The sequence below is a fragment of the uncultured Alteromonas sp. genome, from assembly GCF_963976965.1.
In the GTDB taxonomy this organism is placed as follows: Bacteria; Pseudomonadota; Gammaproteobacteria; order Enterobacterales; family Alteromonadaceae; genus Alteromonas; species Alteromonas naphthalenivorans.
Genome location: NZ_CAXBMP010000052.1, coordinates 1 through 15,226 on the forward strand (window position 1 = coordinate 1; position 15,226 = coordinate 15,226).

The following is a 15,226-nucleotide window of genomic DNA, read 5'->3' on the forward strand; positions in this document are numbered from 1 at the left end:
ATATGAATCGTCGTTGTGTGACACTCTTAATGAGTGCCCACACAGATTGTCTTGTTATAAATTGTTAAAGAACATAGTGCAGAATCTCGACGCTTTTTGTCGTGACTTCTGCGCAAGGAGGACCAACATTACTCTCAGTTGATTCATTTTCCTTGCTAGCGGACAACCTTGGTTGTCGCAATTCACTAGAAGCCATTGCTTCTTCGTGACTCACCCTGTTCGAGTGAGGTGCGCATTATACGCTTGAAGCTTTCAGTGTCAACACTTTTTGAAAATTTATTTTCTGAAGCGTTTTCTTTAAAACCCCGTCATACTTGGCCTTAAAGGTAAGTAGTGACTTGCTTTGTCAGTGTAAGTTATTTCACTTTCCTGTCGAAGCGGATGCGCATTCTAGAGATTTCTGAGCCTGCGTCAACCCTTGTTTTAAGAAAAGTGTAATAAACTGAACCATTCGGTTAATTTTCACTCAGATGAGATAATAAGTAGACAATATGGACTAATTACTAATAGGATGGGACTATAATTCCTATAAAGTAGTAGTCCGTTAGTGGTAATAGACTACGCAATAAATATAAGGTGGATATATGTTTCGTATTACTTCATTGCTTTCATCGGCAGTGCTGGTACTTGCAGTAAGTACACCAGCGATAGGTATGAGCGCAAAGGATGGAACTGTTTCACCGGAAGAAGCTACCTCTAATCAATCTAATTATTTTCAAACCTCGTTCTTAAAACGTCAGGTTGATCAAAACATGTCTGTTGGACGTGCTATTAGTTCTATAGCAAGTCATTACCCTCAAGATGTAGTCTCTATTGTTGATATCGCATTAGATACATATCCTGATCAGTATCGTGAAATTATCTTTGCTGCTATATCGTCTCAGCCTTCTTCTACTGAAGAAATAGTACAGTTGGCTATAGAGAAAGAAGTAAGTTCATGCCCTAACATCGTTCAGTTGGCGATAATGGCAGAACCTACTTATGTCGACTTCGTTGTTCATGCTGCTGCTGTTGCAACGCCTGAAGAACTGAGCGAGATTGTTCGCGTTGCCGTGCTAACGCAACCTGATGCAGCAGACAGTATTGTTCAGACTTTGTCTCAAGAACACCCAAACAAAATTGTCGATATCATGACGAGCGCACTTAATGCAGTGCCTTTTGTTGGTGAATATGTAGTAGATGCACTGTTAGCTGTATTTCCGAACGATGCAAAAACCGTAGTAGAAACGGCCGTTAGAGAGTCGTCTCAGCAACGTGAGCAAGTTATTCGTATATTAGCCACTGCCCAACATGCGGGTGTTCAAGACGATAAGCTAAAAGAATATGCTTTGGCTGCCGGGTTATCTGAAGAAGACTTTGATTCAGCTATCAATAACTAATTCAGCAAAACTAAACAATCTTTCAATCTTACGTAAATAATACGTAAAGATAAGACCCTTCGTCACTTTTGTAAGTCAGAGTAGGTAATTCCATATTTACTCTGACTAACGATAAGCCATGACGCAAAACAATGACGACTTCTCCCCATCTAAACAACCCATCGTTTGTTTAACCAGCCTATCTCATTCTGGGTCTACGGTATTCTCAATGGCATTAGCGTGTCATGAGAACCTCATATCGCTTGGAGAAATATATCAAGTTTTACGGATGGGCCCGACCTATTGGCTAAACAAGCAAGCACATCTTTGCAGTTGCGGCGCCCCCGCTGATAAGTGCGAATTTTGGCAACCTGTATTATCACAAATGCGAAGCCTAGATATCTTAAACCCCGCAAAGCCAAATTATTATCCAGATGCTTACGCTACTTTGCTCTCTCAATTTTCTACATTATATGGTAACGACTATCAACCCATAGATACCTCTAAGGGTGTAAAACATCTAACGTTGCTGGCAGGTTCTAAGACTATTGATGTTAGAGCGCTATTTTTGATCAGAGATGTTCGCTCTTACGCAAGCTCGCAGGCAAGATTAGCCCGGTCGCAGCCTCGCAAAGGATTAAAGAAGGTAAAGGGCCACTATTGGTATCAGATGATGCGATGGCTAAGTGACAATAAGAAAAGAGAATCTCTCTTAAACGAACTCGCTTTGCCCTTCGAAGTGGTAGGTTACGAACCGTTTTGTTTCAACCCCAGTGAAACTCTAGACAACGTTTACGACTTTTTAGCGTTGCCAAAAACACCACGTAACGAAAACCTAGGGAAATCGACACATCATGTGTTATTCGGCAACCCAATGCGAAATTGTGAAACACGTAAAGCGGAAATACGATATGACGACCGGTGGTTTAGTGAAACCAACTACATGTTAGCAGCCGCACTTATACCTACCTTAATGCAATATAACCAAGCGCGAGTATATGCCTCAGGTCAATAAGCGCCCTCGTCTAGTTGCAAGCCATCTTTAAAGGTAAAATAGAACATTAAGATTAAACAGGTTTTGGCCACCTACTGAACTAGTGATTAACCGTGTGCAATGCAGCAACGACACGATAAAGCATAAGCTCAGCATTCAACAAATCGACATTGGTTTCTATCGCTTTCATTTGCGCCTTTATCTCATTGGATGCCCTAGCGTTTAGCGTAAACATATCACTGTCGCCCGCGTCGAAACGTTGAAGCTCCATACTTGATAGTACCTTGGCGAGTTCTGCATTTTGTTGCTGTAAACTAGCGATCTCTTTTGCTTGCACCCAATACTCATAAGCTTTTTCGAATGCTTGCTCGATGGATTGCTTGCTAGATACATACTTGTGTTCGAGCTCTCGTCCCTTCGACACAAGTTTAACTTGCTCAGCTTTTGCCTTTCTATTACCTAGCGGATAGGAAAACGCCAAGGCCACTTTGCTCTCTGTACCGTCAAGTGAATTAGGTCCGCTCCCGATATCTCGTGCCAAAGACGCCTTCAGGTCAAGTTTCGGCAGCAACGCATTTTTAGCCAAGACTTGCTTGTTCTGAACCACCGTTTTACTCATGCGCAATAACGCTAACTGAGGATGTTGAGTAATTTGTTTGCGTAGCTGACTTATTTGCGAAGTACTTACGCTAAAAGGCCAATGAATATCTTCCGATAATTTAGTTTCTGTTATCGGAATCATTTCACCTTGAGTATCGCGCCAATAGTAAGACAACGTTCGGGCATGTGCGTTGCGTTTTTGCTTCAACTTAGCCACTAATAAACGCTGTTCTAAAATATTCGCTTTAAACTCGGTAAGCGTGGCCCGTGCTAGATCGCCTTTTTCAACCCGAGTAGATAGTGCACGTTCACGTTCAGCAGCGCGGCTCAATAATGATTCCACCGATATCACCTGCAACGCGCTCTCATACCATAACAAATACTCGGTTAACCCTTTGTGTAAAAAGCTATTCAGCAAGTCTTGCGCTTCAGACTGCCATTGCTGTGCAGCTAACCTTGCATTTCTTACCCCTACTCTTCGTTTATCGACTTCTCGGTTCTTTAATAACGAAAGTGAAATTCCTACGCTGGCCTCCCCGCCAGAGAGGGTTTCATATTCTTGTTCGTAAACAGGAAAGTCACCATCAGACACACGGTACTCTGTATAAACTGAAGCGTTCAACGACTGAAGCGGCTTTATCGCGCGTTGCTGTAGTGCCAAACCATCGTAATAACCACTTACTCTGCTAGATGTTTGTTGCTCGATAAAAGGGTCGAACTCGCTAAGCGCAATATCGATATCTGCACCGCTTTGAATTTCACCTTCAGCAATGGCCTGAGTATAAGGATGGTGATACTGCATTGACTCGATAAGCTCAGTTACCGTTGGCAGAGCTGCGGCGACTGCGCAGCTCATCACAGAAACGGTCAATGCAAAGGCAAACGTAACAACATGTAGTTTTCTCATGCTATCCCTTACCAACTCGACGTTTTAGTTTGAGATGATTCGGGATCAGCGGTTTGCTGGGGAGGAAAGTTATTCAGTTGTCGCCACAGTTCATAGCCCAACTTCACTTCCTCTAACAATACCCACGCTTTAACGCGGCTTCCTAACCGCGTAGCGCTTTCTTTAGGCCATGGTACGTCATCTGCATCAGGCATTATCCACACCTGAAACGTACCAGCGGTACTTGCCACCGGCTCAACGTAAACCACCTCGCCACCGAATGTGCCTATAGAACTACCCGGCCACCCGCTAAATTGAAACACTGGCCAGCCTTCAAACTGTAAACGCGCCTTGGCGCCCTTTTTAACTAGTGGCGCATCTAGCCCTGTTACCGTTATACGTATACTACGTTTGGCGTTCAAAGGGATAAACTGCCCTAACACCGCCCCTGCTTTTACAAATGTTGAGACTCCACCAGAGTAAAGCCTAATAATAGTGCCATCTACTGGCGCCACTTTTGTTTGAATAGACTGACGCGATAAACTCATGCTTACATCATTGATGGCAGATAGAGAGCTTGCCGCCTTAGCTTTTAACTCCTGCACCTTTATTTGCGCTGCTTCTACATCTTTGCGAGACACTAGCCCCTGCTCTTGTAACCCCATTTGACGTGCTAAATTATTTTCAGCGTTAGCTACTGCTGTTTCATTAGCTTGATGCCCAGCTTTTGCCGCCGCTAGTTGAGATTGCAATTTCTCTAATCGGCCAGCGTCGGTATCAATTAATGTGACGATAGGGTCGCCCGCCTTTACTTGCATACCTTCTCGCACATGCCATTGCTTTATTTGCCCATCAACTAAAGCACTAATCGCTTGCGTTCTATCGACGGGATCTAAAGAGTCGACCATTCCTGTGCCGTAGGCCGTTTGCATCCATGGTGTAAACCACAGAATAAGCGAAGCACACACCACCATCGCTAACACCAATCCACACACCACTTTATGAAGCTTCGGAACATGTAGTGAAGATAAAGAACTGACATTATCTAAAAATCGCTTTTCTGCACTATTCATCATTTGCTCCTTCCTGCGACACGTTTTGGCTAAGAACGCTTTCTTTTGCAGGTTCAGCTGCCACTACCTCGGCACTGTCTTTTAGATAAATAACACCGTCCAAACAATGAGCTTCAGGTGTGTTGGTAAAATAAAGTACCGTACAACTAAGTTCAGACAAACGGTTTAACAATCGTAGGCGCAGTGCTAGCGGAATAGCGTCGAAATGTTGATTAATGATAAGCACTTTGGGCTCTTCAATAATAACTGCGGCCAGCTTTAACACTAGGAATTCTAGCGGCTGCAATGGCGCCCCTAATACCGACACTTTAGAATCAACCCCGTTAGGCAGCGCATCAATAACGGTATCTAATTCAACAGCCGCCAAAGCAGCTCTAATTTCAGCAAAGCTCGCTCTTGGGTTTGCCAATCGTAAATACTCTTCGATGGAACATTCAACGATAAGAGAGCGGTCTAGCGTATTAATTGCTTGGCGTAATTCATAGGTATCGAAATCATACAAGCTTAAGTCACCAAGCAGTAGCTCACCTTTTTGCGGCTTTTCATAGCGCTTCATTAGCCCAATAAGTTGCTTTTGAACCCAACTCTTATTCGTAGTAATGAAGTACTTACCACCCGCTTCAATTTGCAAATCTATTAAACAGGTATCGCTACCATGGGTGAGGTGTAACTTATTAAAAATTAACTGCGAAGAGTTTGGCACCCGATCTGCTTTTTCATTAACGACTTCTTGCGGAATAACCAGGGCAGAACCTATCTTTTCAGCGGCGCCATACAATTCATAGTAAAGCTTTAAATATTGCGTAAAACGCGACAGCCCAAAGAATACCGCAGACATTATTAATTCTGCAGCCACCAACTGACCGATAGATAGCTGGCCTTGTACCACCAGCACACCGCCAATACCTAACAACGCCGCACTGGCAAATGCATAGAGCAACAAAAACATTGCCACTTGGGCAAACGTATAGTGAAAGTGGCTTTTGTGTTTGGTGATGTAATTATTAATAAAGTTATCGGTACTTCTACCCGCATATTCAACATGGTCAGCCGATTTAAAAAATTCATGGGCCGCAGCAATGTCGTTTAGCCATTTGGCCGAATCGTACTTTGCATGAGACAGCTCGATAGCAGAGCGTTTGGCCCCCGTACCCCATATTTTCCATATGGCATACATCACTAATATAAGCACTAAGTTAAACGCAAATAACATGGGGTGATAAAATGATACTAGCGTAAAGCCCACCAGCATTTGCAATACCAACGCGAACCCATCCACCATAAGTGAAGGCACATTCTTCTGAAAGGTCATAATGTCGAAGTAACGCTGAGTAATATTGGTATTTTGTCTGCCTTCAAAAAAACGATGCTCCGCCATAATGGTTTTTAAACTGATCATAGCGGTAAGGCGTGCATAAACTTTGCGTTCGTAATATTCCATAATGCGCATTCGAAGCGCACTAAAAATACCCGATACGAAGAGTGTTAGAAACAGCACAATAGCAAGTATGACAACCGAGCGAACAGAGCCAATATTAGCAATACTATTAATCAATGTTTGTACCGCAATAGGCACAGCTAATGTCATTAAACTAATAGCAACACCATAAGCTATGGCAACCCAGAAAAAACCTGACTCTGGCTTCAAAATAGCAAACAAGGTTTTCCTCGTTGCGTGTAAATTAATGACTTTTCCCATAATTCCTTCAATAGCGCCGAGTGATACTTCGCATTTTATCTAGTGTAATTCAAATAAAAGAATACTAAACCTGTTATATTCTTATTAGTTCATCGTAAAAACCTTACTTATGCATCACCTCAACTATCATCATCTCTACTACTTCTATTTAGTGGCTCGCGAAGGCAGCATTGCGCAAGCCGCTAAATTACTTCACGTTACTCCTCAAACCGTTAGTGGGCAACTAAGTACTTTTGAAAATCAAATTGGTTACCCGCTTTTCGATAGGGTTAATAAACGCCTATATTTGAATGATAAAGGAAAAGTAAGCTTTCAATATGCCAGTGAGATCTTTCATAAAGGCCATCAGCTAGCAGAAATACTAAACGCCGGTGATGAAGTAAATACTAAAGAATTTGTGATTGGTATTACTAATGGTATACCTAAAGTGCTTTTTTATGACTTCGTCCATGACACTATGCGCAATTTTGCTAACGTTAAATATGTTATTAAAGAAGATAGCTTCGATGGATTACTTAAAGAACTCGCAATTAATGCAATTGATTTCATTGTGGCCGATAGGGGGATTGCTCCGGGCTCACAGGTGAATGCTAACAGTCACTTTCTTGGAGAAAGCGCGCTAAGCTTTTTTGCCAAAGCGCCCCTTTCCAACAGTCAGACATTCCCTGATTGTTTAAATCATATGCCATTACTGATTCAGGGTAATACATCCGGTATTCACCACGCGTTAATGAGTTGGCTAGAAACAGAGCAACTCTACCCAAAGATAGTAGCAGAGTTTGATGATACCGCACTGCTAAAGCTATTTGGTAGCGAGGACTTTGGCGTGTTTTGTGCGCCGTCGGCCATATCAAATCATGTGGAAGCACAATATGGTGTGTATTGTATTGGGCAGGCTCACTCGCTGAATGAAAGGTACTATGCGATTACGGGGAAAAGTCGAGTAGATTTTACTATTACTGAATCTATTATTAATGCGGCACGAATTATCTTAGGTTACTCACAAAAGCTTATAGATGCTTAGTTGGAATGAACTTTGCGATTTTCAATACAAAAGAAAGCCGAGCATGTGCTCGGCTTGAGTCATAGTTCCGATAACAACAATACGTTATTGATCAAGCTCTAGTGATGAAACTGAGCTGTTGTTTTGTGAGTCTAGGCTATTAAGACCATTAATTTCCGTATTTCCCCAAATCTCTGGGTAAGCTTCCTCTAGGTTTAGTGGCATATAGAAGTTAAGTCTTGGAACTGTACCAATTGGTTCGTCGCTGTACCCGTCGCTATAGTTGATAGTACCTACTTGATATTCAATGGTAGCCATTAACCCTGAATCTGTTACACCAAGTAGTTCCCACTTAAAACGACGCTGAAAGACAAAAGCACTGTTCTCTCTAAGACCATCTAGCGTTAAAAGGTCCCCCTCTTGCTGCCACTGAAAGTTATAGAGCGCACTGTCATCCACAAAACGAGAAACAGGTAAATCTGGCTCAGAATAATCTATCTCGGCAAAAACCCTACCGGCAGTACCATCACTATCAAAGTAGTAACTCCACAAATCTTCCGCTAGTGGTAAATCATTAACAAAAAGCGAAGCGCTCAAGGTAGAAGCCCAAACCATTGGTGGCGTAGACGTTACATCAAAACTCTCAGGTAAACTGAAGTCGATACTATGCATATCAGCCGCATACTTTATTACGTTTCCGGCCTCTTCATATTCATACACAGCAATAAAGTAGTCATTCTGCTTTTTGAACGGTGTTATGGTAAATGATTTACCATTTACAGATAAGCTAATTGTACCGCTGTCGAAAGACCAACTGCCCTGAGTACCAAACAAACGAGAATTGACTGTGTTGTCATCGTTAAAAGTAAGGTAATCGCTTACCATACCTTCTAGAGTAATCGGGTTACCTTCAGGGTCGTTTAAGCTGTACTCAAACTCACTGTTGTAAGCGACTACCCAAGGCGATGCCAACACATCTTCACGAGAAAGCGAAATGGCTTCAGAAGTATCGCTGTAAATAGAGGTATAAGTTTGAGAATACTCTGTAACAAACTTAGGCGCTCCATAACTCTCATCAACCGCTGGCGTTATCGTTAGCTCTATAACTTGTGATACGTAGGCAATCGCATTGCCACCATTTTCGTACACTAATTCGAAACTCTCAGAAACTGGGCTTTTTTCTATTCTCCATTGTGCAGAGTAACCTTCTTCATCTGCTGCAAGAATTTGCAATACTGTTTCTTCATCGAAGTATTCAAGGTAGTTCGATGGGCTTGGCGGAAATTCAAGGCTTGGTGTTGCATCGGTGTTCACCACTACAAGTACCCCATCATCTACCGACCAACTAACACTATCTGAAAAAATGTTGTAGTAGTTTTCGGCTGACGATTTGCTTCCTGTTCCATCGTCATTGAATGTATAAACCGCCGAACCTTTAGTCGCTAGGTACGCTCCTGCGTTATAGGTTGCAAAGGTTTTGCCTGCTATCGATGATTCACTGTAGCTTTGTTGAAGCGTGTCATCTTCTAATGTTTCAACACGGGCTGTGTTAATTGCATCGGCGTACGCATCGGCATAAGTACCGTCTTCGTTTATCAGCCCTAAATCATTTAAATAGGCACGAATGGTAGTGAGAATGTTTTCTTCACTGTCGGCAAAGAATGAAACCGTATCCGTACCATCAGGTAACGAAAAATCTTCATTGTCAGCAAGTACCTTTATAAAGCTTGCAAGGCCTAACACTTTCTCAAAATCGGCTTCAGCGACGTATACGTCAAAGCTTGCTTCCCCGCCATCGTTTACATACTCAGTGTACATAATAGAAAGCGCGGTGCTTACATGGGTAATTTTACTTTCTAAGAGCAGTGCATCTGAAAGCTCGTTAGTATCGTTCTCACTTGCAAGCGCTCTTAAATCTAAGAAATTACCCACCCGCGACACCAAACTTACGTGGCTTTGATCACCCACCCCGTTAGCGTTAAGCACTAAGTAACCAGGGTTTTCATTTGCAAGAATTGGAAGTGAATATCTGCCATTGCTATCAATAGTTGCAGTCGCTAGAACGTCACCATTATTGTTAGTAGCAGTAACCTCTCCATTATTTAAAGGCGCATCGGTCGCAATACCAGTGATTGTGACAGACTGCTGGTTAGTGATCGTAACCGTTGAATTTGATGACAATTCACCATCGGTAACTTCATACGAAAAGCTCACATCGCCCATTGCTTGCGCTGAAGGCGTATAAACCAATGTATTGTTTGTAATAGTGACTTCGCCGATATCAGGCGTGCCGACTGCAGAAATAGTAAGCGCATCACCATTTGGATCGCTGTCATTCGCTAACACGTCAACAGTAACTGCTGAATCGTTCAACGTGGATGCAGCATCAGCAGTTAGAAGGGGAGCTTGGTTTTTTTCGTCTGAACCACCGCCGCAGGCAGAAAGAAAAGTTGCACTAACAACAAGCGCAATAATGCTATGTTTCATTACTCAACGTCCTTATCAATTTTTATAGTTTTTATAACAATACCATTTAATTTCCAACGCATAATAGCTTATGAAAATTCGAAATGCATTACTAAGTAAATGGAATGTAAATGAATGGCACTGATAGAGATATAGGTAAGAAGCGTAAGGTACTGTTTAAATTGGAAATAAAAAACCAGCTTAACAGCTGGTTTTTTTCATGTTCGAAAGCTAATTAGTGTTAGTCAGCGCCGAATAAATCGCGGCTGTATACTTTATCTAATACGTCTTCAATGTCTTCTGTTACGCGGTTAGCAACAATTACGGGGCAAGGTCGTGTAGGTTTTACTAGTATTGAATCTGCTATTCAGGCCGCGAAGCATATACTTGATAAGGCTAAGTAGACTGAAAATGATGGCATCCTAAAGCTAAAGTCTGCGATGTAAGTTACTCTACCATTTCAATCTTCTAACAACTTAGTATACTTGTGAAAAATACTCAAAACCAAGGAAAGCTCAATGAAGCCAGTTATTCTCGCTGGAGGCACTGGAAGCCGGTTATGGCCTAAGTCTCGCGCAGCACTCCCTAAGCAATTTCTATCACTTACCTCTGATAAGACAATGATTCAGGAAACCGTTACACGGCTAAACGGCTTAAGTCATGACGCTCCTATTATTATTTGCAACGAAGCTCACCGCTTTCTTGTCGCAGAACAAATGCGCCAGATAGATATTGAAGACAGCGATATTATCTTAGAGCCAGTGGGACGAAACACTGCTCCCGCTATTGCGCTTGCTGCACTTAACGCTACGGAAAATGGTGAGGACCCTGTACTGTTGGTACTTGCTGCCGATCACCTCATAAAAGATTCAAAAACCTTTCAGGCCAAAATTAAAGATGCTGAAAAACTCGCTTTAGAAGGCAAGCTTGTTACTTTCGGTATAGTACCTACCGAAGCACATACTGGATACGGATACATCAAATCTGGTGACAGTGTTAACTTGGGATTTAAAGTTCGCCAGTTTGTGGAAAAGCCAGATTTACCTACCGCAAAGCAATATATTGATTCTGGAGAATATTTCTGGAATAGCGGTATGTTTATGTTTAAAGCAAGTACATACCTTACAGAACTTAAAAAGTACAACCCCGAAATTTTAGCTATATGTAAGAAAGCCACATCAGAGACTCAACGCGATTTAGACTTCATTAGAATTCAAGAAGATATTTTTAAAACATGCCCTGACGACTCAATCGATTACGCTGTAATGGAAAAAACCGAGAGTGCAGTAATGGTTACATTAGACGCCGGTTGGTCTGATGTAGGAAGTTGGTCATCTTTATGGGAAACAGGTGAGAAAGATGAAAACGGCAACGTTGTGGTTGGCGATACCTTATTGGAAAACACCAAAAACAGCTATGTAAACTCAGAGCACAGATTTGTTTCCGTTATTGGATTGGAAAATGTTGTGGTGGTAGAAACAAAAGATGCCGTGATGGTAGCGAATAAGAACGACTCACAACACATCAAAAACGTAGTTAATCATCTTAAGTCAAATAAACGCCCTGAGTTTGAATTTCACCGAGAAGTATTCAGACCTTGGGGAAGTTACGACTCAATAGACAATGGTGGCCGCTTTAAAGTTAAACGTATTACGGTAAAACCAGGTGAAAAGCTTTCGGTTCAAATGCATCATCACAGAGCTGAGCATTGGGTTGTAGTGTCTGGCACGGCCAATGTCACGGTAGATGATAATGTGAATTTATTAACTGAAAACCAATCAGTCTACATTCCAATCGGCGCAGTGCATTCGTTAGAAAATCCTGGAAAGATCCCCCTTGAACTTATCGAAGTTCAATCAGGCGCATATTTAGATGAAGACGATATTGTTCGCTTTTCGGATAGATATGGCCGAAGCCCAAAATAAGCAAAGAGTCATTCAAGTGACTTGAGTTAAAAATAAAAAACCAGCTATATAGCTGGTTTTTTTTCGTGTTCGAAAGCTAATTAGTGTTAGTCAGCGCCGAATAAATCGCGGCTGTACACTTTATCTAACACGTCTTCAATGTCTTCTGTTACGCGGTTAGCAACAATTACATCAGAAATAGACTTAAACTCTTCTAAATCTTTAATTACACGCGAATGGAAGAAGTCGTCTTCGGTAATTACTGGCTCGTAAACCACTACCTCAATACCCTTCGCTTTAATACGCTTCATGATGCCTTGAATGGCACTCGCTCTGAAGTTATCAGAACCAGACTTCATAATTAAGCGGAAGATACCCACAACTTTAGGCTGACGACTTACAATAGAATCGGCGATGAAGTCTTTACGGGTGCGGTTGGCATCAACAATAGCCTGAATCATGTTATTAGGCACTTCACTGTAGTTTGCCAACAACTGCTTAGTGTCTTTAGGTAAGCAGTAACCACCATAACCAAAGCTTGGGTTGTTATAGTGATCGCCAATACGTGGGTCTAATCCAACACCTTCAATGATTTGTTTTGAATTCAAACCACTACGCTCTGCATAGCTATCTAGTTCGTTGAAGTAAGCAACACGCATAGCTAAGTAAGTGTTAGCGAAAAGCTTGATAGCTTCAGCTTCGGTGCTATGAGTGAAAAGTACATTAATGTCTTCTTTAATAGCACCCTGCTCTAGCAAGCCTGCAAATGTTTTTGCACGCTCACTTAGCTCACCCACAATAATACGACTTGGGTACAAGTTGTCGTAAAGGGCTTTACCTTCACGTAAGAACTCTGGTGAGAAAATAATATTTTCAGTGCCGTGACGCTCTTTTGCTTCAACAGTAAAACCTACTGGAACGGTAGACTTAACCACCATTACCGCATTAGGGTTTACTCGCATAACCTCTTTAATTACCGCATCTACTGAACTGGTATTAAAGTAATTGGTTTGTGCATCGTAGTCTGTAGGCGTTGCGATAATGACAAACTCGGCATCTTTATAAGCAAGTTCAGTATCTAACGTTGCTTTAAGGTTAAGCTGCTTGTTATTTAGATAGTCTGTAATTTCTTTATCTTCAATAGGAGACTTTTTGTCGTTCAGAAGATCCACTTTCGCTGGTACTACATCAACCGCAATAACTTCGTTGTGCTGTGCCAATAAAACTGCGTTCGATAAACCTACATAGCCTGTGCCTGCAACGGCTATTTTCATGCTTTGTGGTGTGCTTTCCATAATTTCGTTTTCTCCGTAACTAGAAGCAATGACTATAAATTATCAATATGAAGCTAATAAAACACTCTGCTCTTCTTTTGTCTTAAGCGCAAAGTTTTCGCGTTTCAGCGTTAAATTAGGGTTATATGCAGGGTCATGTTTAATAACATGAGACCACTTTGTTTGTAGATATTCAAGCTCGCGATTAAACCGAGCCGCCTTTTCAGGCGAAATATCTAAACCGCGACTGACCGACTCATGATGATATAGCTCAGCCTCGGCACAATACAAGTTTCTAACCCCCAACTCTCTTACCCGTAAACAGAAGTCGACATCGTTAAAGGCCACCGCGAGATTTTCTTCGTCTAGGCCACCCACTGCACCAAAATGGCTACGCTTTACTAACAGACATGCCGCAGTAACCGCACTGTAATTTTGTGTTGCAGCAAGTCGTTTCAAATACCCAGGATGATAGCGTGGGAAATATTTATGAGCGTGACCTGCTCCACCGCCGTAGCCGAGAACTACGCCAGCATGCTGTATACGGCCATCTGAATAAAGTAATTTAGCCCCTACGCAACCTATATCTTCACGCATCACATGGCCAGCCATATAAGTTAGCCAGTCAGGGCTAATAACTTCAATATCATTATTTATTAACCCTACTACTTCTCCTTTAGCATGTTTTACGCCAAAGTTGTTTATCGCTGAGTAATTAAAAGGTCCAGGGTAGTTTAAAACGCGAACTTCTGGGAGTTCTGCTAATGTTTCAAAATAACGAATGCTCGCGTCTTCATCGGAACCATTATCAATGAGAAGAATTTCATAATTTTTGTAGATGGTTTTTTCACGGATGGAATCTATACACGCCTTTACTAACTCTTTGCCATTTTTAGTGGGGATTATTAAAGATACCAATGGCTCGTTAAGTGTTTTCCACAGCACGCAGTTAACTTTTTGATGTTTTGAAAAGCTCGACACCGCACTACCCTGTGAATTCAAATCATCAGAGATTGAAAGCAATTCGTTTTGCTCACGTTTGACCGAATTTTCTGAATGCACCAAGGTATATGGAATATGCGAGATAGTAACCGTTGATTGCTTTTGCCAAGCAGTGGTAACTAATTGAGCAATAGTACTAACATTGTTCACGGCTAATACATCTGATATCTCTGGCGAAATCAGCACGCCCGTATTTATATAAGCAGTCGAGAGTTGCAGATCTGGATTCCAATCAGGTAGAAACTTAGGGCTTGTTAATACCCCTTTCTGATTCTTTTCATCGGTATCGCAATAAGCAATATCGGTTTGTTTTGCCACTGCAATAAATTCATTTAGTGCAAACTTCGAAAGCGTGTCGCCGGATTTTATGAATAGAGTAGAATGAGATGAATCGCATGCCCCGAGGGCTTCAGATAGAGACGCTACGCTTTCAACATCTTCGTATTGCGAAGCCGTCACTTTACCAACTACGAACACTTTCTTAATTTGACTTAAATAGCGTTGCAAATCTTTTTGTGTGGTGGCTAGAAAGTCAGTTCCTACTACTACCACATTAATTTTTTCTTTATTACTTTCAGAAAGGTTCTCGTATTTATCGCTTAAAGCCCTATCCTGAAGCTTTAAGTAATGCTTATACATTGCCATGCGCTTCTTTTTACTAGGGAAACCATAGAAGAGTCCTGAGCGCTGTAGAGAACGGCTATATAACTCAGTGAGTTGAGCATTTTGTTTAAGCTTTTGTTTCACTGACAAAGGCAAAAGCCCTACCGCACCTTTCACGGTAAGCATTGCAAACTTCTTCATACTGCGTAGGTACCCCGGATAAACAGAAAAAGGCCGCTAATAAAGCGGCCTTCAAGTTTAACATGACTAAAAAACTAACTGCCAGCACCTAAGCGTTCGCCTTGATAGCTACCATCTAGTACCGCTTTCCACCAACCTTCGTTGTTTAAGTACCATTCAACGG

At 41.9% G+C, this 15,226-nt stretch carries 10 protein-coding genes; 4 read left to right on the forward strand and 6 right to left on the reverse strand.

Annotated elements, in window-relative coordinates:
- The first annotated feature begins 584 nt into the window (after positions 1–584).
- Entirely contained in the window at positions 585–1,379 is a 795-nt protein-coding gene (locus AAC006_RS20715) for a hypothetical protein (protein WP_339892445.1), read from the forward strand.
- Positions 1,380–1,497: 118 nt separating this feature from the next.
- Entirely contained in the window at positions 1,498–2,373 is an 876-nt protein-coding gene (locus AAC006_RS20720) for a hypothetical protein (RefSeq protein WP_208806312.1), read from the forward strand.
- 79 nt (positions 2,374–2,452) lie between these two features.
- Here AAC006_RS20720 and AAC006_RS20725 read toward each other — a convergent pair whose 3' ends face one another.
- From AAC006_RS20725 to AAC006_RS20735, 3 genes are read right to left on the reverse strand one after another with little or no spacing between them, the layout of a single operon-like run.
- Entirely contained in the window at positions 2,453–3,859 is a 1,407-nt protein-coding gene (locus tag AAC006_RS20725; RefSeq protein WP_126871799.1) for a TolC family protein, read from the reverse strand.
- Between the two features lie 8 nt (positions 3,860–3,867).
- The gene (locus AAC006_RS20730; protein WP_041452620.1) at positions 3,868–4,911 is read right to left on the reverse strand and encodes a biotin/lipoyl-binding protein; all 1,044 of its coding nucleotides are present in this window, start codon (positions 4,909–4,911) and stop codon (positions 3,868–3,870) included.
- The gene (locus AAC006_RS20735; RefSeq protein ID WP_126871798.1) at positions 4,904–6,610 is read right to left on the reverse strand and encodes an ABC transporter transmembrane domain-containing protein; all 1,707 of its coding nucleotides are present in this window, start codon (positions 6,608–6,610) and stop codon (positions 4,904–4,906) included. Before AAC006_RS20735 ends, AAC006_RS20730 begins: the two co-directional genes overlap by 8 nt.
- A gap of 109 nt (positions 6,611–6,719) precedes the next feature.
- On the opposite strand from AAC006_RS20735, the gene AAC006_RS20740 reads away from it, so the two are divergent.
- Positions 6,720–7,634 carry a LysR family transcriptional regulator gene (locus AAC006_RS20740; protein ID WP_126871797.1) on the forward strand — a complete coding sequence of 305 codons (915 nt, stop codon included), beginning with the start codon at positions 6,720–6,722 and terminating at the stop codon, positions 7,632–7,634.
- Positions 7,635–7,718: 84 nt separating this feature from the next.
- On the opposite strand, the gene AAC006_RS20745 is transcribed toward AAC006_RS20740, so the two are convergent.
- Positions 7,719–10,100: an Ig-like domain-containing protein gene (locus tag AAC006_RS20745; RefSeq protein WP_339892447.1), complete on the reverse strand. Its 2,382-nt coding sequence runs from the start codon at positions 10,098–10,100 to the stop codon at positions 7,719–7,721.
- A 497-nt stretch (positions 10,101–10,597) separates the two neighbouring features.
- Between AAC006_RS20745 and AAC006_RS20750 the strand changes: the two genes are divergently transcribed.
- Positions 10,598–12,004: a mannose-1-phosphate guanylyltransferase/mannose-6-phosphate isomerase gene (locus tag AAC006_RS20750; protein WP_339892449.1), complete on the forward strand. Its 1,407-nt coding sequence runs from the start codon at positions 10,598–10,600 to the stop codon at positions 12,002–12,004.
- Between the two features lie 86 nt (positions 12,005–12,090).
- Here AAC006_RS20750 and AAC006_RS20755 read toward each other — a convergent pair whose 3' ends face one another.
- Positions 12,091–13,278, reverse strand: coding sequence for a nucleotide sugar dehydrogenase (locus AAC006_RS20755; RefSeq protein ID WP_339892450.1), 1,188 nt, complete (start codon positions 13,276–13,278; stop codon positions 12,091–12,093).
- Between the two features lie 42 nt (positions 13,279–13,320).
- Positions 13,321–15,063: a glycosyltransferase family 2 protein gene (locus AAC006_RS20760; protein WP_041452622.1), complete on the reverse strand. Its 1,743-nt coding sequence runs from the start codon at positions 15,061–15,063 to the stop codon at positions 13,321–13,323.
- Positions 15,064–15,226: the final 163 nt, after the last annotated feature.

What these genes read in the sequence shown, in the direction of transcription:
- AAC006_RS20735 (WP_126871798.1), bottom strand. Translation starts at nt 6,610, where the DNA reads ATGGGAAAAGTCATTAATTTACACGCAACGAGGAAAACCTTGTTTGCT.
- AAC006_RS20745 (WP_339892447.1), bottom strand. Translation starts at nt 10,100, where the DNA reads ATGAAACATAGCATTATTGCGCTTGTTGTTAGTGCAACTTTTCTTTCT.
- AAC006_RS20740 (WP_126871797.1), top strand. Translation starts at nt 6,720, where the DNA reads ATGCATCACCTCAACTATCATCATCTCTACTACTTCTATTTAGTGGCT.
- AAC006_RS20715 (WP_339892445.1), top strand. Translation starts at nt 585, where the DNA reads ATGTTTCGTATTACTTCATTGCTTTCATCGGCAGTGCTGGTACTTGCA.
- AAC006_RS20760 (WP_041452622.1), bottom strand. Translation starts at nt 15,063, where the DNA reads ATGAAGAAGTTTGCAATGCTTACCGTGAAAGGTGCGGTAGGGCTTTTG.
- AAC006_RS20720 (WP_208806312.1), top strand. Translation starts at nt 1,498, where the DNA reads ATGACGCAAAACAATGACGACTTCTCCCCATCTAAACAACCCATCGTT.
- AAC006_RS20755 (WP_339892450.1), bottom strand. Translation starts at nt 13,278, where the DNA reads ATGGAAAGCACACCACAAAGCATGAAAATAGCCGTTGCAGGCACAGGC.
- AAC006_RS20730 (WP_041452620.1), bottom strand. Translation starts at nt 4,911, where the DNA reads ATGAATAGTGCAGAAAAGCGATTTTTAGATAATGTCAGTTCTTTATCT.
- AAC006_RS20725 (WP_126871799.1), bottom strand. Translation starts at nt 3,859, where the DNA reads ATGAGAAAACTACATGTTGTTACGTTTGCCTTTGCATTGACCGTTTCT.
- AAC006_RS20750 (WP_339892449.1), top strand. Translation starts at nt 10,598, where the DNA reads ATGAAGCCAGTTATTCTCGCTGGAGGCACTGGAAGCCGGTTATGGCCT.